At 60.8% G+C, this 19920-nt stretch carries 18 protein-coding genes; 13 read left to right on the top strand and 5 right to left on the bottom strand.

Translation table 11 applies throughout. The features are described 5' to 3' along the window. The first annotated feature begins 14 nt into the window (after window positions 1–14). The 7 genes from FIV05_RS12590 to uxuA are packed head-to-tail and all read left to right on the top strand — an operon-like array spanning window position 15 to window position 6327. Window positions 15–512 carry a TRAP transporter small permease gene (locus tag FIV05_RS12590; protein ID WP_088665314.1) on the top strand — a complete coding sequence of 166 codons (498 nt, stop codon included), beginning with the start codon at window positions 15–17 and terminating at the stop codon, window positions 510–512. 1 nt (window position 513) lies between these two features. Next, window positions 514–1794 carry a TRAP transporter large permease gene (locus FIV05_RS12585; RefSeq protein ID WP_055656087.1) on the top strand — a complete coding sequence of 427 codons (1281 nt, stop codon included), beginning with the start codon at window positions 514–516 and terminating at the stop codon, window positions 1792–1794. A 10-nt stretch (window positions 1795–1804) separates the two neighbouring features. Continuing rightward, window positions 1805–2122, top strand: a complete 318-nt coding sequence (locus FIV05_RS12580; protein ID WP_062487450.1) for a cupin domain-containing protein — start codon at window positions 1805–1807, stop codon at window positions 2120–2122. Between the two features lie 27 nt (window positions 2123–2149). After that, window positions 2150–2974: a 5-dehydro-4-deoxy-D-glucuronate isomerase gene (gene kduI, locus FIV05_RS12575; protein WP_055656091.1), complete on the top strand. Its 825-nt coding sequence runs from the start codon at window positions 2150–2152 to the stop codon at window positions 2972–2974. Beyond that, entirely contained in the window at window positions 2971–3699 is a 729-nt protein-coding gene (gene kduD / locus FIV05_RS12570) for a 2-dehydro-3-deoxy-D-gluconate 5-dehydrogenase KduD (protein ID WP_152509770.1), read from the top strand. The genes kduI and kduD overlap by 4 nt, the downstream gene beginning before the upstream one ends. Beyond that, window positions 3689–5143, top strand: a complete 1455-nt coding sequence (locus FIV05_RS12565; RefSeq protein ID WP_286202289.1) for a mannitol dehydrogenase family protein — start codon at window positions 3689–3691, stop codon at window positions 5141–5143. The genes kduD and FIV05_RS12565 overlap by 11 nt, the downstream gene beginning before the upstream one ends. After that, window positions 5140–6327, top strand: coding sequence for a mannonate dehydratase (uxuA, locus tag FIV05_RS12560; protein ID WP_152509769.1), 1188 nt, complete (start codon window positions 5140–5142; stop codon window positions 6325–6327). Before FIV05_RS12565 ends, uxuA begins: the two co-directional genes overlap by 4 nt. Here the strand turns inward: uxuA and FIV05_RS12555 are convergent. Continuing rightward, on the bottom strand, window positions 6324–7952 hold the full coding sequence (locus FIV05_RS12555; RefSeq protein ID WP_152509768.1) for a hypothetical protein: 1629 nt from the start codon (window positions 7950–7952) through the stop codon (window positions 6324–6326). The genes uxuA and FIV05_RS12555 overlap by 4 nt on opposite strands. Before the next feature lie 182 nt (window positions 7953–8134). On the opposite strand from FIV05_RS12555, the gene FIV05_RS12550 reads away from it, so the two are divergent. After that, window positions 8135–8803, top strand: a complete 669-nt coding sequence (locus FIV05_RS12550) for an OmpA family protein (RefSeq protein ID WP_152509767.1) — start codon at window positions 8135–8137, stop codon at window positions 8801–8803. Between the two features lie 147 nt (window positions 8804–8950). Here the strand turns inward: FIV05_RS12550 and FIV05_RS12545 are convergent, their stop codons facing one another. Next, window positions 8951–10222: a caspase family protein gene (locus FIV05_RS12545; protein ID WP_152509766.1), complete on the bottom strand. Its 1272-nt coding sequence runs from the start codon at window positions 10220–10222 to the stop codon at window positions 8951–8953. A gap of 220 nt (window positions 10223–10442) precedes the next feature. Between FIV05_RS12545 and FIV05_RS12540 the strand changes: the two genes are divergently transcribed. The 4 genes from FIV05_RS12540 to FIV05_RS12525 all read left to right on the top strand — a co-directional run bounded on the left by FIV05_RS12540 (window position 10443) and on the right by FIV05_RS12525 (window position 16063). Beyond that, window positions 10443–11429 (top strand): OmpA family protein, encoded by a 987-nt coding sequence (locus FIV05_RS12540; protein ID WP_173013830.1) that lies wholly within the window; start codon window positions 10443–10445, stop codon window positions 11427–11429. Window positions 11430–11439: 10 nt separating this feature from the next. Next, window positions 11440–13044: a caspase family protein gene (locus FIV05_RS12535; protein WP_152509764.1), complete on the top strand. Its 1605-nt coding sequence runs from the start codon at window positions 11440–11442 to the stop codon at window positions 13042–13044. Continuing rightward, window positions 13041–14486: a caspase family protein gene (locus tag FIV05_RS12530; RefSeq protein ID WP_152509763.1), complete on the top strand. Its 1446-nt coding sequence runs from the start codon at window positions 13041–13043 to the stop codon at window positions 14484–14486. Before FIV05_RS12535 ends, FIV05_RS12530 begins: the two co-directional genes overlap by 4 nt. 134 nt (window positions 14487–14620) lie before the next feature. After that, window positions 14621–16063, top strand: a complete 1443-nt coding sequence (locus FIV05_RS12525; protein WP_152509762.1) for an SH3 domain-containing protein — start codon at window positions 14621–14623, stop codon at window positions 16061–16063. A 50-nt stretch (window positions 16064–16113) separates the two neighbouring features. On the opposite strand, the gene FIV05_RS12520 is transcribed toward FIV05_RS12525, so the two are convergent. Next, window positions 16114–17220, bottom strand: coding sequence for a YeeE/YedE family protein (locus FIV05_RS12520; RefSeq protein WP_152509761.1), 1107 nt, complete (start codon window positions 17218–17220; stop codon window positions 16114–16116). 125 nt (window positions 17221–17345) lie between these two features. Here FIV05_RS12520 and FIV05_RS12515 point away from each other — a divergent pair, with 125 nt between their 5' ends. Then, complete coding sequence (locus FIV05_RS12515; protein WP_152509760.1) at window positions 17346–18284, top strand: MBL fold metallo-hydrolase; 939 nt, start codon at window positions 17346–17348, stop codon at window positions 18282–18284. A 25-nt stretch (window positions 18285–18309) separates the two neighbouring features. Here the strand turns inward: FIV05_RS12515 and FIV05_RS12510 are convergent, their stop codons facing one another. Together FIV05_RS12510 and FIV05_RS12505 are read right to left on the bottom strand one after the other, a co-directional pair. Then, window positions 18310–19416 carry a YeeE/YedE family protein gene (locus tag FIV05_RS12510; RefSeq protein WP_077291947.1) on the bottom strand — a complete coding sequence of 369 codons (1107 nt, stop codon included), beginning with the start codon at window positions 19414–19416 and terminating at the stop codon, window positions 18310–18312. Between the two features lie 144 nt (window positions 19417–19560). Further along, a complete protein-coding gene (locus FIV05_RS12505) occupies window positions 19561–19911 on the bottom strand; it encodes a metalloregulator ArsR/SmtB family transcription factor (protein ID WP_023003236.1) in 351 nt (116 codons plus the stop codon). Between the last annotated feature and the right edge of the window lie 9 nt (window positions 19912–19920).

Below are 19920 nucleotides of genomic sequence, written 5' to 3'. Positions count from 1 at the left end.
AGTTCACCGCGCAGATGTTGCGCCATGTCTCCACGGCAGCGCTCTGGCTTGCCGGAGGCGGCCTCATTCTCATGACCGTGTTCATCACGGCGCAGGTCTTCATGCGCTACGTCATGAACGACAGTCTCGTCTGGTCGGAACCTGCTTCCGTCATCCTGATGGGCTGGTTCATCTTCCTGGGCGCCGCCGTCGGCATCCGTGAAGGTTACCATCTCAGTTTCGACGTCCTGCTCTACTTTCTGCCGCAGGGAGCCAAACTGGTGCTTTACAGCATCTCCGATGCCGTGGTCGCCGCCTTTGGCGCGGGCATGGCCTGGTACGGCGCGGAACTGGCGCTGTCGGCCTGGGATGTAAAACTGCCGTCGCTCGGCGTTTCAGGCGCGGTTGATTTCCTGCCGCTCGTTGGCGGCGGTTGCCTGGTTTTTCTCTTTTCCATCGAACGCCTGATGCGTCGCGCAGCCGGTCTGCCGACCGCACGCTTCGGCGAAGATCCCATCGAAGAGGCTGCTTGATATGGAACCCGTAATCCTCTTCGGCACATTCACGGTCCTGCTCCTGATCGGCACACCCGTTGCCTTCTGCCTGGGCGCAGCGTCACTGGCCACCGTGCTCTACATGGGCCTGCCGCCCGTCGTCGTCTTCCAGCGCCTGAACTCGGGTGTCTCCGTTTTCGCGCTGATGGCGATCCCCTTCTTCATTTTTGCCGGCGAACTGATGGTGCGCGGCGACATTGCCCGAAGGCTGGTGGCGCTCGCCGGGGCCGTGGTCGGGCATATGCGCGGCGGTCTCGGTCAGGTAAACATCACCGCCTCCGTGCTCTTCGGCGGCATCTCCGGCTCCGCCGCGGCGGATGCAACCGCCATCGGCGGCCTGATGATCCCGCAGATGAAGGAAAAGGGCTATTCGGTCGAATATGGTGTCAACGTCACCGTGGTCTCCTCGATCATTGCGCTGATGCTGCCGCCCTCGCACAACATGATCATCTATTCGATCTCGGCTGGCGGGCGTCTTTCCATCGCCGACCTGTTCACCGCGGGCATCCTGCCGGGCCTCCTGCTTGCAGTTTCGCTGATGGTCACTGCCTGGTTCGTTGCCCGCCGCGCCGGTTATCCGACGGAACGCTTTCCCGGCCTGTCGGCTCTTGGTGCAATGTTCATCAACGCCATTCCGGGCCTGCTGTTGATCGGCATCATCTTCGGCGGCGTGCGCTCCGGCGTATTTACGGCTTCCGAAAGCTCCTGCATCGCGGCCGTCTACGCGCTGCTGGTGACCACGCTTGCCTACCGCACCATGCATTGGCCGGAATTCGTCGCCGCGACGAAAGCCGCAGTGCGCACCACCGCCATGGTTCTGCTGGTCATCGGCTGTGCGGCTTCTTTCGGCTGGCTGCTGGCCTTCCTGCGCATCCCCGCGGAACTGGTGGCATTCATGAAGGGCATTTCCGAGAACCCGCTGATCATCCTGCTGATGATCAACATCGTGCTGCTCTTCCTCGGCACCTTCATGGACATGTCGCCGCTGATCGTCATCACCACGCCGATCTTCCTGCCGGTTGCCACCGCTTTCGGGGTCGACCCGGTCCATTTCGGTGTCATCCTGGTCCTCAACCTCGGTATCGGCCTGTGCACGCCCCCGGTCGGCACAGTGCTCTTTGTCGGCTGCGCCGTTGGCCGGATATCGGTCTGGGATGCGATCAGGACGATCTGGCCATTCTACGGTGCCGCCATCTTCACATTGCTCCTGGTGACCTACATCCCGTCCCTGTCGCTGTGGCTGCCATCCCTGTTCCATTGAGGCAAAACCAATGTTCGTGAAAACCTTTCCCGAAGTGACCGCCGATCCGGGCATCCGCCGGCAGGTGCTGTCCGACAGTCCCGACCTGATGGTCGTCGCCTTCCGCTTCCAGCAGGAAGGCGCGGAAGGCAAGCTGCACAATCATCCACACGTACAATCGACCTATGTCGAAAGCGGCCGTTTCCGCTTCACCATCGACGGCGAGACCTTCGACGTCAGTCCCGGCGACAGCTTCGTCATCCCCTCCAACGCCCTGCACGGGTGCGTGTGCCTGGAACCGGGAACACTGGTCGATACCTTCACGCCGCGCCGCGACGACTTTCTTTGAACACCGCCTGCACCCAAGGACTTTGCCATGCTGACCGTTGAAACCCGCTACGCCATCGACCCGGACACCGCCAAGACCCTCGACACCACGGGTCTTCGCAAACATTTCCACGCCGCCGGCCTTTTCCAGGATGGCAAGATCAACCTGATCTACACCCATTACGACCGGCTGATCCTGGGCGGCGCCGTCCCCGGAACTGGCGAACTCGTTCTGGATGAAGTGAAGGAAGCCGGCACCCCGTCCCTTCTCGATCGCCGCGAACTCGGCATTCTCAATATCGGGGAGGCCGGCACCGTGAAGGCGGGTGGGGAAACCTATCAGGTCGGCAAGGGAGATGTGCTCTACATCGGCATGGGCTCCGGACCCGTCACCTTCTCCGGCCCGGGCCGCTTCTACATCCTGTCGGCGCCCGCGCACCGGGCCTGCCCAAGCAGGCTGATCACCGTCAAGGACGCGCGCCGGGTGGAACTCGGCTCGGCGGAAACCTCCAACGAGCGCGTCATCCTGCAATTCCTGCATCCGGAAGTCGCCGAAAGCTGCCAGTTGCTTATGGGCTACACCCAGTTTGCGCCCGGTTCGGTCTGGAACACCATGCCCGCCCATGTCCATGACCGGCGCATGGAAGCCTATCTCTATTTCGAGCTTGGCCCGGACCAGCGTGTGTTCCACTTCATGGGCAAACCGGACGAGACCCGGCACCTGGTGATGGCCAACGAGGACGCCGTGGTCTCCCCGCCCTGGTCTATCCATTGCGGCGCCGGCACGGGGGCCTACACGTTCTGCTGGGCCATGGCCGGCGATAATGTCGACTTCACCGACATGGACATGGTCGCGATGGGAGATCTGCGATGAGCCCGTTTTCCCTGGAAGGCAAACGCGCCCTGGTGACTGGCGCCAACACCGGCATCGGCCAGGCCATTGCCATCGCCATGAGCAAGGCAGGCGCCGAAGTTCTGTGCGCGGCCCGGCGCGACTGCGACGAAACGCTGGCCCAGATAACCAGGGGCCGCCATGTGCACCTCGATCTGTCCGACCCGATGGCTGCGATGCCACTGTTCGAGGCGGAACAGATCGACATCCTGGTCAACAATGCGGGCATCATCCGCCGCGGCACGGCGGACAGCTTCAGCGAAGCCGACTGGGACGACGTGATGGACGTCAACCTGAAGTCCGTCTTCTTCACCTGCCAGGCTTTCGGCAACGCTGCCTTCAACGCCGGCCGGACCGGGGCAATCGTCAACATTGCCTCGCTGCTGTCCTTCCAGGGCGGTATCAAGGTCGCGTCCTACACCGCGGCCAAACATGGCGTTGCCGGCATCACCAAGCTGCTGGCGAACGAATGGGCGGCGCGGGACATCAATGTCAACGCCATTGCACCGGGTTACATCGCCACCAACAACACCGAAGCCCTGCGTGACGACCCCGAGCGCAGCCGGCAGATCCTGGAACGCATTCCGGCCGGCCGCTGGGGTGAAGCAAGCGACATTGGAGAAGCCGCGGTCTTTCTCGCTTCACCGGCTGCAAAATACATTCACGGTGCTGTCCTCAATGTGGATGGAGGCTGGCTTGCACGCTGACTTGCCGCGCCTTTCCAGAACAACACCGGCGGCAAAAGCCGGCATCGTTCATCTGGGGCTCGGAGCATTCTTCCGGGCCTTTGGAGCGATCTACATAGAAGAAGCCGTGAAGGCTTCTGGCGGCACCGGACAGAACAACTGGGGCATTATCGGCGTCAGCCTGCAAAGCCCGCGTATGCATGACCAGCTGGCTCCGCAGGACTTTGTCTACACAGCGCAGGAACTTGGCCCGGAAGGCGAAACCCTTCGCCAGGTAGAGATCATCCGGGATGTGCTGGTCGCACGGGAAAACCCGGAAGCCGTGCTGGCCGCGATGGCGGATCCGGACGTCAGGATTGTCACCCTGACCGTGACGGAAAAGGGTTATTGCCACGATCCGGCAACCGGCAGACTGAATGCCGATCACCCGGACATCACACACGACCTGAAAGCCGCGCTGCCTGTCTCCGCTCCGGGTTACCTCGTGCGGGCGCTCGCAAGGCGGAAGGCCGCAGGCCTGCCACCCTTCACAGTGCTCACCTGTGACAACCTGCCGGACAATGGCTGCCTGGTCCGCCGGATTGTGCTGGATCTTGCGGAGAAGCTCGATCCGGAACTGGCCGCGTGGATCGAAGCCGAAGGCCGTTTCCCGGCAACCATGGTCGACCGCATCGTGCCTGCCACAAAACCCGAGGATATCGACGCCCTGGCCCGCAAGACCGGCCGCTACGATGCAGCCCCTGTGCTGCATGAGCCGTTCCGCCAGTGGGTGGTGGAAGATGACTTTGTCCCGGCTTACGGCGCGGATGCCAGGCCGGACCTCGGTGCCGTAGGTGTCGAGCTTGTTGAGAACGTCACCGCGTTCGAGCACATGAAGTTGCGTATGCTCAACGGCACGCATTCCTCGCTGGCTTACCTCGGCTATCTCGCCGGGCACGAGACGATTGCCGAAACCGTTGCAGATCCGCTGTTCGCCCGTTTCGTGAAAAACCTGTGGCGCCAGGAAATCATTCCGTCCTTCGAGGCTCCGCCGGGTGTTGATCTGGAAGCCTACGCGGATGCGCTTTTCGAACGCTATGCAAATCCCGGCATCCGGCACCGCACCTGGCAGATCGCCATGGACGGCAGCCAGAAACTGCCTCAGCGCATTCTCGGCACCGTGCGCGACAACCTGACGAACGGTCGAAACTGTCCGGGCCTTTGCCTCGCGATTGCCGCCTGGATGATCTATGTCGGCGGCACCGATCTTGAAGGCAAGCCGATTGACGTGCGCGATCCGCTAAGCGATCGCCTCAAGTCTCTTGTCGGAGAAAGCGATGGCGACGCCGGCAAGGTGGCAGCGCTTCTGGGTGTCACCGAAGTCTTCGAACCCGGCCTCTCCGCTGCCATCCTGGCGCCCGTCACCGCCGCCTATGCTGCCTTGAAGGCTGACGGTGTCGGCAAATCAATCGGAACCCTGTCATGATCGAAGGTTGGCGCTGGTATGGCGGCTATGACCGCATCTCGCTTTCTGAAATCGCCCAGACCGGTGCTGTCAGCATCGTCACGGCACTGCACGAAATTCCCTACGGCCAGATCTGGCCTCGCGACACAATCGCGAACACCAGGACCCGGCTTCACGCTGCCGGTTTCGACTGGACCGTGGTGGAAAGCCTGCCGGTTCACGAAGCCATCAAGCGCGGAGAAGGCGATCTTTCGGAACTCTTCGCCAACTACCGGCAATCGATGGCAAACCTGGCCGCTGAAGGCATAAAGGTCATCTGCTACAACTTCATGCCGTTGCTCGACTGGACCCGTACGGACCTGGCCGCGCCCGTGGCACGTGGCGGTACCTGCCTGCGGTTTTCCGCTGCCAGGATGGCGGCCTTCGAAATCTACATGGTCAAGCGACCCAAGGCGGAAGACGACTATTGCGAGCAGGTTCTGGTCGAGGCAAAACGCTGGTTTGATGCCGCAAAACAGCCGGACCTCGACCGCTTGACCCAGGCCATCATGGCGGGTCTGCCCGGGGCCTATGATCGTTACGACCCCAACGGCCTGCGTGAGGCTCTGGTGCCCTATCAGGGACTCGACCGGGCGGCTCTCAGACAAAACCACAAGCGTTTCCTGGAGGAAGTGGTCCCGGCTGCCGAAGAGCTTGGCTTGAAACTGGCGGTGCATCCGGATGACCCACCCCGGGATCTGCTCGGTCTTCCGCGGATCGTCTCGGATGCGGACGACATCGACTGGATCCTGTCGGCGGTGGACAGCCCTTCCAATGGCCTGACGCTGTGCTCGGGCTCTCTTGGCGCCAACCCGAAGAACGATGTCTCTGCAATAGCGGAACGCTTTGCCGGCAAGATCCATTTCGCCCATCTGCGCAATGTCGCGAAAGATCCGGATGGCTCGTTCGAGGAAGCAGCGCATCTTGGCGGCGACACCGACATGCCTGCATTGCTCGGCGTTCTTCTTGGCGAAGAAGCCGGACGGCGACGCGAGGGCCGTAAAGATGCCGAAATCGTCTTCCGGCCAGATCATGGTCACGAGCTGCTGAGCGACGCCGACCGCGGTGCGCATCCGGGCTATCCCCTGATCGGGCGAATGCGCGGACTGGCGGAACTGCGCGGCGTGATCGCAGGTTTGACGGCTCGCCGCGCTGTCCAGGCCTAGCCGTTACACAGGACGTGCCCGCGAACTTCGTCTTCGGGTACGCCCAGCGCCTTCAGAAGAGACGGATCGATAACGGTTTCGGAGCGGTTCAGCAGATCCTTGTTGGCCCGCCCGATGGCCTTGCGCGTGTTCGGGCCCAGCGACCCGTCCGGAGTACCCACGTCAATGCCGCTGTTGTTGAGACCGGCCTGCACCAGCCGCACAAGACCGGCATCATATTCATCGACCTGACCGCAGAACTCCCGGGGCACCTCGGCAAAGGCGAGGCTTGCCGGAATGCGTTTGAAGGATGTCTCGAACGTTCCCATGTTTTCGGCGAACAGCTCGACAAAATAGAGCAGCGCCACCCGGTGATTGTACTCCTTCAGTGCCAGGCCAACCTCGGTGTTGTCGATGCCTGTGGCAATGTTCATCAGGGCCGACGCATCCCGGTCGCGAAACCCCGAAAGCTTGCCGTTGGCTTCCAGCTCGAACAGCGCCACTTGCCCGAAGTCGCCGAGCAGACATTTCGAACTGCCATCGCAGACGTAGGACCGCCAGCTGTCGCCATTCGGGCTCTTCACGCCCAGACAGACAAAATTCTGCCCGGTGACATAGGTCAGGAAAGTGCGTTCGTTCGATTGCAGATTGGCCAGCAGGTCCGGCGACACGGTGTTGAAGCGTCCTTGATACAGGCTGGAACAATAGGACAGCATCTGGCTGCGGCTGAGATTTGACAGATCCTGCGGACGTCCAACGACGAAGATCCCTTCGGCCGCCATTTCCGCCAGCGACAAGTGATACATGGACCCGGGCTTCGTGCCGTACATGTTGCGCATGAAGCCGATGCCGATACCTGTGCTGAGGAAATAGTCCGTGACCTCGTTGACGCCCCGATTGATCAGCTGAACGACCTGCCCGACCTGCTCCGCGCTGTAGTTGCCCTCTGGAAGCTGGATATAAGGCTGATGAATGCCGAGACGGGCGGTTTCATGAGCAAAACGGCGAGGAAAGAAGAACCCCTCGTATCGCGTGTAGCCCGCCAGAAAGACCAGGGAACAGGCGGACTCGCAGACGGCATTTTCCGGCAGCAGGGTGATGAAGTTCTGCTCTGCGATGTATTTGCCGATTTCCAGCGCCTCGCGCAGGTTGCCACCCGGGCTGTTGAGGGAAATCACGTTGTTATAGGGGCAGTAGCCGGGTCTCAGGCAGTCCGAAAACCCGCTGCGTTCCACAAGAGCCTTCAGGTGATCGAGGTCCCCCTTCTGGATCTGTCCCTCGATGGATATGACCTTGCCCGTCTTTAGCCCACCCCAGGCCGGCACGATATGCAGTGTCTCATAGGTATGTGCGCCATCGCCCGCGATGCCGTTTTCGAAATAAGGCAATGATCCGTCCTTGACGGCGCTCTTCGATGTGAAGCCGTCTTCAACGCCCTTGGCGTGACCGACGGCTTCTGCGCTCACCGTCCCAAGGTCCAGAAGCTGGTAGCCGGCAGCTGCTGCAGGATTGCTGTCGAGAAGACGCATTTCCGCAGCATGGGCCGCCGAAAAGGCAGGAAAACATACAACCACCGACGCAAGCGTCTGTATTACGCTTCGGGCAAAGCCTTTTCCCGCCACCGCCGCTACAGCGTTTCGCAACATGATCAGCCCCTCATTCAATCCAGTTGTCTGCAATTTGATTTTGTAAGGCCGCAAATGTGGCAGGGATGATGGGACAGCGTCAAATATCCAACTGACGCAGTGGCCACTTTCATTTTTTGCCAACCGTATGGTAGAAGCGGATCAATCCGAGAAACGACCACGTAACGGTTCGGGATATTGCCATGAAGCCTTTTGCATTTCTTTTGATTTATATTTCCCTGGCTCTGCCTGTCGCGGCGCAAAGCACTATCACGCTTGAGGATTTCGATCTTGGCGGCGACACCAAACCCGCAACTTCCGCCTCGCGTGACGCCAGTGCCCCGGCGGAGACCGAGATGGAAAAATGCCTGCTTGATCAGGCCGCCTGCAGCAACTCGGAATTCAAGTCAAACACCGCCCTGTCGTTGGACGATGTAGTCAATATCAGGCTTGTCGATCGAGAAGGTGTTGCCGTCACCCCGCCACCAGTCGGCGGCTCTTCGGAAACCGCGTCATCGGCACCACTGCCGACGATCGACATGGAAATCCTGTTCGACTACAACTCGGCTTCGCTGCGTCCGGACCAGGCCGCGAAGATTGCCGAACTCTCGCGCATTCTGAGCCAGGACAAGTTCAAGAACTATCGCTTCCTGCTGCTTGGCCACACGGATGCAAAGGGCAGTGCGCAGTACAATCTGGCCCTCTCGCAACAGCGTGCCCAGGCGGTCGCAGGTTTCGTTGCAGCCTGGGGTGGGCTTTCAGAGCAGCGTGTTCTGGCAAGCGGAATGGGCGCCTCCAGGCTGAAGGACCAGAGCGATCCCTACGGCGAACAGAATCGCCGCGTCCAGCTGGTCCTGCTGCCGGTCAACTGATCCTCACAAGAGGACCTGCCTACATAATCGCCTCCCCGACGTCCTCCCGGCCAATCGAAGCGCGGGCCGGGCTCGGGGATGCACAGGCCTTTCGGTTTCAGAGCGCAGACGCATCTTCGTTGAAAGCGGCCCGCCACTTCTCCTGCGTCAGTTGATCTTGAACTCGGCAAAATGATAGGCGACCCGTTCCGGGTCGGACCCGATGGTTCCGGACATCTCGTTTTGCGCGAGCTGTCCGTTGATCCGCCTGAGCACTTCCTTCTTCTGCTGATCGGAAAGAGCCGGTCCCATTGAGCAGAAGAAGCCAATACGATTCGCCCCCTTCTCGTCCGCTTCTTCCACGACAAGGCCATAGCGCGAGCCGGGCGAGATTTCGTACCGGATCTTGCCGCCGCCGAGTTCAACCGTCTTGAAGTACGAAGTCGGGATCGGCGTCACCCGGTTTGACGGTGTTATGTTAAAGAAATCCGGTGCGCACTGCTGCGGCACATCCGCCAGAACCGAGACTTCCTCGCCGGCACTGACCGAGCCGGGATAGACCGCCAGCAGGGTCTGCTGATCATCTGTCTCCGGAGCGGCTGCGTTGGTGCGCTTGAAATAGAATTCCGTCTGCATCTGAGACAGCTGCTGCGGCCGCTGCTCGCCGTCGGTTTCAGCCATCACGTCACGCGTCACCCGCTTCATCAAGACGGAGACTTCCGCATCCGGTGTGGAAACGTGGCGGGCCAGCGCCTTGGCGAAAGGCGAGTTCTGTCCGGCACCATCCTTTGCAACGGAATTCGGCAGGGTGGCGAAAGTGACCAGCATGTCGCCAACCGTGCGGATAGGGGCAAGCCCGCGGGTGATCCCGGCGGACCGTCCGTCGGAGGAGGACTGCGACAACAGATGTTCGGCAAACGGGTTGTTGCGGCAGGCGTCAAGGAACAGGAGACTGATCGGCACCTCTTCCATCACCTCCATGAACGAACGTAGACTGACCGTTTCCCGTTCGATCGAGGTCGCAGATTTCAGTTGCGCATCCACGGGGATCAGAAAATTCTCACCATCCTTCTGAATGCCATGGCCTGCGAAATAGAGCACCGCCACATCCAGGTCCGGAGCACGATCGGCAAGATCGTCCAGGACCTTGCCAAGACCATCCTCATCTAGGTCGAAATGAACCGAAACTTCGAATCCGACCGCTTCCAGCGACTTGGCGACAAGATCCGCATCCCGTCCCGGGTTTCCGAGCCGGCCGATCTTCTCGTAGGACGAATTACCGATAACAAGCGCAAAGCGGTTTTCGTCCGCCTGCGCCAGACCGGTGGCCATCAGAAAAAGACAGCAGAACCACGTCAGAAGCCTGACACATCTCGACATTTGACCGCCCGGCACCACTGCAACCTCACCCTTGGAAATCATCAATTTGAAATACCTCATGACGCCCTGACAATTGACTCAAGCGACCCTGCGTGATGTTGTCTTGCGAACAGATTGAAACGCAATAAGGAACGGAGAAGCAACCGGGATTTTACACCGGTGCGTCAGTTGCAACGTCTGCGAGCTTGGAAACAACCGCCCCTCAACCTTTCGCTGCAAACACCCGCCAGACCGACCTATTTTATAATTTATCATGCAAGAGTTGGAGAGATTTTCCAGCATGCCGCTTACCCGAACTGTTTTACCCGCCCGCCTTATGCATCTGGCGGGTCTTGCCGTCTCCGCCGTCATCGCCCTGCCCCTCCTGACCACTGACGCTTCAGCACAACTCGTTTCATGCGAGAGCATTCAGAAGGACTGGCTTGCGATGCCGCTGAGCGCCAGTCACGAAGACCGCGTCAGGATCTACGACCAGGCCTTCAATGACAGCGATTGCGACGGCGTGGTGGTGGAAGGCTTCGGCAAGGAAATCATCGATGCACGGCTCGACGTCATCGCGCCGTTTCAGGATCTTGAAGGCTATAGCGGCAACCTTGAAACCCTGAAACAGGACCTGGCCGACCTTCAGGAATTCGGCAGCCACTGGCGTATTTCCTATCTGCTCGGAGAAATTCTGCGCAAGCAACAGCAAACCCTGCCCGCGTTTCGCGCCTATCAGGAAGCCCTTGGTCTGGTGGATGACACCGAGCTGACCCCTGCGGAACCGGCACATGCCATGATTGCCCGGTTGCGCGACCGCCTGGATGAGCTGGCGGTGGTCGTTGCCCAGATTTCAGAGGAACCGGGAGACATCAAGATCCCGGTCACCCGCAGCGGACAGTCGATCTCGCAATACAGCTTTTCCACGCGTGGCTACAAACGCAAGAAAACCCTGGTTCCGATCCAGTTCGTCTACGATCAGGATGTCATGACCAAAGCCGGCCGGACCAGCTTTGAAGACGTGCAGGAGGCCCTGGAAAAGCAGGGCTCCCCGGACATCCAGGTCGTCGGCCATACCGATCCGGTCGGCTCTGATGCCTACAACATGCAACTGTCCATGAAGCGTGCCGAGGCCGTACGTAGCGCCTTGCTGGCAGCGGGATACTCCGGCTCCATCGAGGTGCTTGGAATGGGTGAAAGCCAGCCGTTCCAGTTCGACGATCCATCCCTCTACACCGAGGACGTGCGCAATCAGGCGCACCGACGTGTTGAATTCGTCCAGAAATAGGCCGGCCCGCATGACCAGATCCATTCTGCCGGCCTCCGCGGCTTTCCTGAAAAAGCGGGTGCCGGGATTTGCCCCTGCCCTCGTGCTTGCAGCAGGCCTTGCCGCGCCGCTTCCCGCATTTGCCGGCAATCTCTACGGCCTCGTCATCGGCATTGACGACTATCAGCACATCACCGACCTCAAGGGCGCCGTCAATGACGCCAGAGATGTTGCCGGAACACTGGAAAAGCTGGAGGCCAGCAAGGTCATCCTGCTGACCGATGCCGAAGCCACGCGGGACAACGTCTTTGCCTCGTGGCGGGAGCTGACGGAACTTGCCGGCCCGGGGGATACGCTGGTGTTTCATTATGCCGGTCACGGTGCCCGGCAGGAAGCGATCCTTCCCGGGCACGAAGAACTCGACAACATGTTCCTGCTGGCGGGCTTCGACGAAACCGGCCCGGGTGTCAACGAGCGCATCATCGACAACGAGGTCGGCCATCTGCTGGCCGAAGAAAGGGAAGCAACCGTCGTCTTCGTCGCCGACAGCTGTTTTGCAGGCGATATGGCTCGGGCAGCCGATTTCCGCGCCGAAGTAAATGTGCGCGTTGCCGATGTTCGGGTCGACAAATCCTCGGACCGGATCGCCGAGCGGGTCAGGCAACTTGGCGAAGTTGAGGAAGATGCACTTCAAAATGTCATCTGGCTTTATGCCCAGGACCGCAACAAGGTCACCCAGGAAGTGCGGATCGGCGAAGAGCTGCGCGGTGCGCTCTCCTATGCCTTTTCCCGCGCTCTTGAGGGTGAAGCGGACGGTGACAGCAACAGCGTTTTGAACACGGCTGAGCTGAAGCGTTACGTCAACAGCTCGGTCAAGCGCCATACCGAACGGCGGCAACGGCCGGAGGTCAATGCCGGATCCAGAGACCTGGAAATCCTGCTGCATGATGCTGCCGGTACGCCTGCCCCGAGCGCCGGACTACCGGAACTAACGCTCTACACCCCACCCGGCGAGACAATTCCCGCCCTGTCAGGCATCCGCAAGGTCGACAGCAAGGCGGAGGCCGATCTGATTTATGACGGCGACGGCGCTTCGCTGGTCTACAAGACAGGCGACGTGATCGCCTCGTTTCCCGCCCCGCCTTCCGCCGAAGCCCTGCAGGCGACCGTCGACAAATGGCGTTTCCTTGCCTTTCTGATCGGATTTGCCGAAACTGAAAGTCCGGAACTGGACCTCTCCGACGGCAGCCGGACCTATGTCGAAGGTGAGCAGGTGACATTCTCGATCCGCTCGTCCGACAACGAAAATGTGGTCCTGTTCAACCTCGCTTCAAACGGGGCAGTTCAACTGGTCGGCCCCGTTCGCAGAGGCAAGCGCGGTCTGGCTGCAGGCAAGCTCCGGCCTGGCCGGACTGACAGCTTCCGATCCGCGGTGATCCCGCCCTTCGGCGCCGACCATCTCATCGCCATCACCACGCCGTCCCCCATGCCCGATCTCGTGGATGCGGTTCAGGACGCACAACAAAACAACGATCTCGCCGCCCTGGCGAAGGAAATCGGCCACACGCTCGACGGCCAGTCCTTCGGCCTGGACTGGGTCGGGCTTTATACGCGCGCAAAGGGAGACCTTCAGTGAAAACCGGATACCTCAAGGCCTTCGCGGCAACCATGTGCCTGTGCCTGTCCGCCGGCACGGTTCATGCCGCGCAAAAGGCGTTGCTGATCGGCGCCGGCGTCTACCCTTATCTGGAACCGGACGCGCAGCTTTCAGGCCCTGCGAACGACGTGCGCCAGATGGCGGATTTCCTCAAGGGCGACTGGGGCTTTGCATCCTCCGATGTCCGCATCCTGGTGGAAGAAGGCGCGGCCAAGAACAACATTCTGGGTTCCATCACCGGTTGGCTCGCCAGTGAAACGCGCCCCGGTGACCGCGTCATCATTTATTATTCCGGTCACGGCTCGCAGGTTCCTGATCGCAACGGCGACGAGGAAGACGGCCTCGATGAAACCTTCGTCCCGACCGATTACGGCCGCAGGGGTGCAAGGGCCGAGGATATGCTCACTGATGACGAGATCGCCTCCGCGCTGTCCACGCTGAAGGGCCGCGAAGTGATCCTGATCGCCGATTCCTGCCATTCAGGCACGGTCAACCGCGATGTCGTGCCGGATCTTGTTTCCAAGGGTCTCGATGCGAAGGCGCGTTACCTGCCGTTTTCGGGCGTTTCCAGATCCCTGCCGGTGGTGCGTGATGAAGAGCCTCTGGCACGCGAAACCAACGTGCATCTGACCCTGTCAGCTGCCCTGCCACACCAGCTTGCCTGGGAAACCAACGGATCGGGCATCTTTACCCAGAACCTGATCCGGGGTCTGCGCACGCGCGAGGCCGACCTCAACGGCAATGGCCGTGTCACCACCGCGGAACTTCTGAACTATCTGCGTCCGCGTACCGAGCAATGGTGTCAGCGCGTGGAAGATTGCCGTGATCTGCAGTTCACGCCGAACATGTCACCGCGCAACGAAGCCTTCATTCTGCAACCGGCATCGGCCGAAGGCCCTGTCCAGACGGTAACCGGAAATGCCGCCGACGATGTTTCCGACGTGCTTCCGGAGCAATCCTCGCAGGAAATCAAGGTCTCCATCCTGCCCGGCTCCGTGCACCAGATCGGTGACGAGGTGCAATTCCAGCTCACCAGCGGGGTCGATGGCTACCTGACCCTTTTCGACCTGACCGTCGAAGACGATCTGGTGCTGCTGTTCCCGACCGATGAGGATCGCTCCGCCGGCAAGACCGGCCGCATCCGCGCCAACTCCGCACTCACGGTTCCCGACCCGTCCTACGGCTTCAGCTTCGAGGCAGAGGCACCGGTGGGCAAGGGCAAGCTGCTGGCGATCGTGACCGAGGATCCGGTGGACCTGGAAAACCTTCTTGCTGCCAACGGCGAATTCGAGCCGATCGGCGACAAGATCGATTTCATGAAGGAACTTTCCGGCCGCCTCAACAAGGTCTGGACCGCGGACAACGCCAATCGCAGCGCCCGTTGGGCGGCCGGTTATCAGGATTATGAAATCCGGCAGTAATCCCTTGCAGGCTTGCTCAAGCAGGCCTCAAACTTCACTTTCAGGCGTCGCAAACGGGCCCTTTCCCGGACCTCGTTTGGTCAAGATCATCGGGGCGGCCCGGCGCCCGCTTCATACAGCAGTCGACGGTACCCATGTTGCTCAAATCCATCGTTTTCTGTCTTTCGCTGGTTTTCGCGGTTTCACAGCTTTCCGCCGCCGAGATTACACAGCGTCCCGATCTCGCACCGCGGTTGGCACAATTGAAGCCTTTGTATCCGGGCAAACGGTCTGCCGGCAGCGTGGTCAATGAACTGCAGGGAACGATATTCCTGATTTCCGGTGTCATCGAAAAAGGCGATCTGGAAAAGCTGAAGGCTGCTCTCGACGGCACCTGGGGCAAATTCATCGTCTTCGACAGCCCCGGCGGCAGCTTTCTGGAAGGCATCCGCATCGGCCAGTATCTGCAATACAACGTCGGCTCGCAGGACCCGGATCTCAACGGTGTCTTCGTTCTCAACGGTAACGAGTGCCTGTCCGCCTGCGCACTCGCCTTCACCCTGGCAGCTACCCCGCGCAACGCTGTTTATGGCGGCGATATCCGCTTTCTGGAAGCTGGCGCGGCACTCGGCTACCACATGGCGTTCCTGCCGGAGGAGAAGGCCAACCAGCTTGTTGCGGTCAAGGAAGCCATGAACCTGGCCTACGAAGTGACGCAGACCTACGTCAAGCTGATCAAGGGCGGCATTGCCCCGTCCATTCTGCTGCAAGAGGCCCTGTCCCACCGGACTGCCGACAGCTTCTTTTATCTGGCTGGCGGCATTCGGTCCTACGCTATGGGCCTGACGCCGGTTTCAGCCGGCACTATTGCCGACCCGATCAACAAGAGCGCCCTTTACATGGACACGGTTGGCGCCATGTGCACGCAGCTTTTCCAGGCAGACAATTCAATCAGGAAATCTGAAGTCGAATATGAATTCGGCGCAATTGACGGATCTGGTCCGAACCCGCAGGAAACCAAGCTGGAAGATCTGATCCAGCAGCTGGGGTCACGCCGCATCGCCGCAAGCCACAATGGCGTTGCTTATTGCACGGTCGAACTTTCCGAAGACGGCACCGTCGGCATGCGCATCACCTCCGGTTCGCTGCCATGTTCCGAAGGCGGATTTGGCACCCCCACATGGTGCGCAATGCCGGGACCTTTCGACGATACCCTGCCGAAAGTGACCAATGCGCTGCTTGCCGACGCAGCCAGTTGCCACGGCGGCACGCTGACGACCGAATACGCCTACTGGACGAGCGATGTCATCGACTACGACATCGGCGAGGAAACACCGACCGTTCTGACGGACTGGAATTCGTGGGAGCGCACCATCGCGCGGGACGTCAACGTTCGCCAGAACCCTTCTCTCGACGCGGAAGCCGTTGGCCGGGTGCAGATTGGCGACAAGGTCAAGATTTCCGATTGCCGTATCGTCTCGGGGCCGCAAGGTGTCTGGTATCAACTGTCCACCGGCGGCTGGATCAGTGCCCGCTTCGTTTCCGAATTCGACCAGTTCACCCGTCCGGCAACAGAAGAAACCATGATAGGCCGATAGGGGCCCTGAACCCGTCAGCTCCGGCTGGAAGGCCTCTTCCTGTTGTGTCTTCAGGCCGCGGTTTTCACCTGTTCTGCTGCAGGAGACCCACCGATCGTCTGCTGCCGGGCGTCATAGCTTGTCAGCAGGCGGTCAGCAACACCGGCAGACAGCCAGATGGCGGTCAGGGTGATCCACGCCGTCAGCGCGAAGATGGAAGCTCCCGTGATACCGGCCCCGACGGCACAGCCGCCGGCAAGCATGCCGCCGAACCCCATGAGCGTTGCTCCGGTGAGGTAGCGCGCCATCGACTTGCCGCCTTCGAACCCCTGCAAGGCGAGTTCCCGCGTCACGAAAGCTGCCAGAAACGAGCCCAGAAAGACGCCGGGCACCAATCCGACATCGAAATCAAGCAGATCGCCCGGTGGTGACAGAACCAGCATCAGGGCATCGGCGGACGGTCCGGTGAAGGTTACGCCTTCCACCTGCACGGGGTCGAAAGCCTGCCGGGCCATGGCGGATGTGAACCACCAGGCCAGGGGAATTGCCAGCCCCGCGCCCGCTGCGGCCACCAGTTGCCAGACCTTCACCCTCGACCGCCAGGCAAAGACAAGCCCCGCCACCAGCCAGAGCGCCGTGAAACCAAGCGTCACGGATGTGCTCAGCCCCAGCATCTCGGTCAGATTGTTGCCGCCGATATCCCCTGTCGTCCAAAGACCTGCAAACCATTCGCGCACCGGTTTCAACAGGCCGCGCAGGCTCGCCTGGGCGACGACGGCAAAGACAAGCCCGGACAATAACGCCCGCAGATTGCCGGTGGCCGAAAGCACCAGCAGGCGACTGGCACATCCGCGTGCCAGCACCATGCCGGTGCCGAACATCAACCCGCCCAGCAAAGCTCCGGAGAGGCTTTGCGGCGACGCCAACTGGCGGGCTTCATTTGCCTGAACCTCGCCCAGGTGGATCAACACTTGCGTGCACAGAACCGCCGCGGAAAAGGTCAGCAACCAGACCGGCAACCGGTCCTTCGGCGCACCGCGCGAGAATTCCAGGCTGGCAGCGCGCAGGCAAAAGCGGCTTTGCTGGGCAAAGGCGCCAAAAAGGACGCCGACAACCAGCCCGCCGATTGCCAGCAACCAGGGCTCGGAAATTTCGTCCAGAAGAAATGTCAGATCCATGGGCCCCTCCCGGGCACACTGCGTCCTCGATTGCCACCAGCTTGGTGCCCTTTCGCTTCAACGGGCATTGACCTCTCTCAATGAAACATAGATAAATTCAAAAGTTTGAATATGTGGAGGATGCCATGTCCGGGCAATTTCGGAAAGATCTGACGAGACGCAACGTTCTTGCCGGAGGCCTCGCGTTTGCGACCGCGGGTTTTGCCAGTCGGATAACGCCTGCCTTCGCAACCGCGAACCTGACCCTCGGCGCGCACGACATCACCGTCTTTTCCGACGGTCATCTGACCCTGCCGATGAACTTCATTTTGCCAGAGCAAAGCGAAGAAGAGATCGCAGCGCTCCTGAAACCCCATGGCCTTGTCACGGACGCTCTGACGCCGGATTGCAACATCACATTGCTCCGGACCGGCGACCGGACAGTCCTCTTCGACGTCGGATCAGGTGCCAATTTCCAGTCGACAGCAGGTGAGTTGCCGGACCACCTGGCGGAAGCCGGTATCGATCCGTCGGACATCACCGACATTGTCTTCACCCACGCCCACCCGGACCATCTGTGGGGCATCCTGGACGATTTCGACGATCCGCTTTACCCGGAAGCCCAGATTTGGGTCCCTCAGGCGGAGTGGGACTATTGGCGCGCTGACGACACGCTCGCCAAGACCCCGGAGGAGCGCAAGAGTTTCGTGGTCGGGGCACAGGCGCGTTTCGACGTGATCGAAGACCGGGTGAACATGATCAAGCCGGGCCAGGAAGTGCTTCCAGGCGTTGAGGCGGTCGACACGGCGGGCCACACTCCGGGGCACATGTCCTACATGCTGCACGACGGATCCGAGAGCCTGCTGGTGGTGGGCGACGCGATTTCCAACACGGTGATTTCGTTCGAAAAACCCGGCTGGGCTTCCGGCTCCGATCAGGACCGCGACATGGGCATTGCCACGCGCAAGGCGCTGCTCGACCGATTGGCGCAAGATGGCTCCCGCGTCATCGGTTACCACTTCCCCCACCCCGGTGGAGGGCACGTGGAACGCACCGGCGATGCCTACAGTTTCGTTGCAGCCTGAACTGCCGGATGAAAGGTGACGGGTTTCACTCCGCCGCCGAGTGATGGGCACTGCCCTGGTTGCGCTGGAAGGCGGCAAGGACGTTTCCTTCCACAAGCCAGGCAAGCCCGACCCGCGCACCGAGTGCCATGGATACCATCACGATGGGCGCAGAAATCGCCAGCGTGGAAAAGCCGGTAATGCCCTGCCCCACCGTGCAGCCCATGGAAAACACCCCGCCGACACCCATCAGGGTGCCACCCAGAAGATGGCGGCCGAGTTCGCGTGCATCGTCGCACGCTTCCCAGCGGATATCCCGTTTCCACATGGCCGCGACCACGGCGCCGACCAGCGTACCGGCAATCAGACCGACACCGTAATCCGGCAGGGTCCCCGTATAGGTGATCAGCTGCATGATGGTGTCACCGACCGGTACCACGAAGGATCCGGCCTCGATCTGGATCGGATCGAAGGAGCGTCCCGCAAGGAAGGTTGTCGCCCACCAGCCGAAGGCGATCACGCTGCCGATCACAACACCAGTTCCGATCTTGCTCCATTGCCGGCGATAGGACGCCGATTTGAAGATCCAGAACAGACCGGCCAAAGCGAGCACAATGGCAACCACACCCTGCAGCTTCATGCCCACCAGGGTCGAGACAATGTCGCCCATGGACTGGCTGCCGCTTGCGGTGAAGGAAACGGCAAGATCATCGACGATCGGCACCCGCACGATGCCGACGATGCCCCTTTGGGCTGCCAGTGCCGACAGGCCGATGACCGTCAGCACCACGAGCGCCCGGAGGCTGCCGCCACCCAGACGCAGAACCGCGCCGAAACCGCAGGTGCCGACAAGCGCCATGCCGATGCCGAACATGAAGCCGCCGAGAATGGCGCCCGTCCAGGCAAATTCCGGTGACAGGTAAAAGGAGGCAGCCGTGTCAGCCATGCCGAAGGCGACGAGTAGCTGTGTGCCGATCAGCGCGGATACGGAAGCAAGCACCCAGGTCCTGAGCGCGCTGCTGTCGCCCGCGTACCAGTGCCTTTCCAGTGCCGACAGCGTACAGAAGTGGTTTGACCTGGCAACGAACCCCAGCACGCACCCCGCGAGCACACCGAGAAGCGGTGTCAGCACCGCCGGATCGAGATTGACCATGCGCGTCCTACCCTCCGCCGGTTATTCCGGCCGCGTTTCCCGTACTCGCTCTTTCGGCGATTTTTCAAACCGTAGCAGGCAGCGAAATTTGCAGCAATCGAACTCGTTGCTGCATCGCACGCCCGTATGTTGCGCTACCTGCGTTTATTTTTCAGGTGCACGCACGTCCTTGCAGAACAGCTCGTAAAGGCTCGAAATGATCGAACTCACCTCATCGTTCATGAGGCTGTAGTAGATCATGCGCCCGTCGCGCCGCGACTGCACAAGGCCTTCCAGGCGAAGCCGTGCAAGCTGCTGGGAAACGGCGGCCTGCGGCATTGTCAGGATCTCTTCCAGCTCGGAAACCGACTTTTCGCCTTCAGACAGCAGACACAGGATGACAAGGCGCACTTCGTGCGAAAGGGCCTTGAGCAGATCGCTCGCCTTCCGCGCCTGCTCCATCAGCAGGTCGAGGTCCTTCGCATCCAGGTTCTTGTCAAAGGCCGGCAGTATCATCCGGAACCC

The sequence above is a fragment of the Labrenzia sp. THAF191a genome (genome assembly GCF_009363335.1).
GTDB lineage: Bacteria > Pseudomonadota > Alphaproteobacteria > Rhizobiales > Stappiaceae > Roseibium > Roseibium algicola.
Note: the sequence above shows the minus strand (reverse complement) of the source record. Positions and strands in the feature narration are given on the sequence as shown.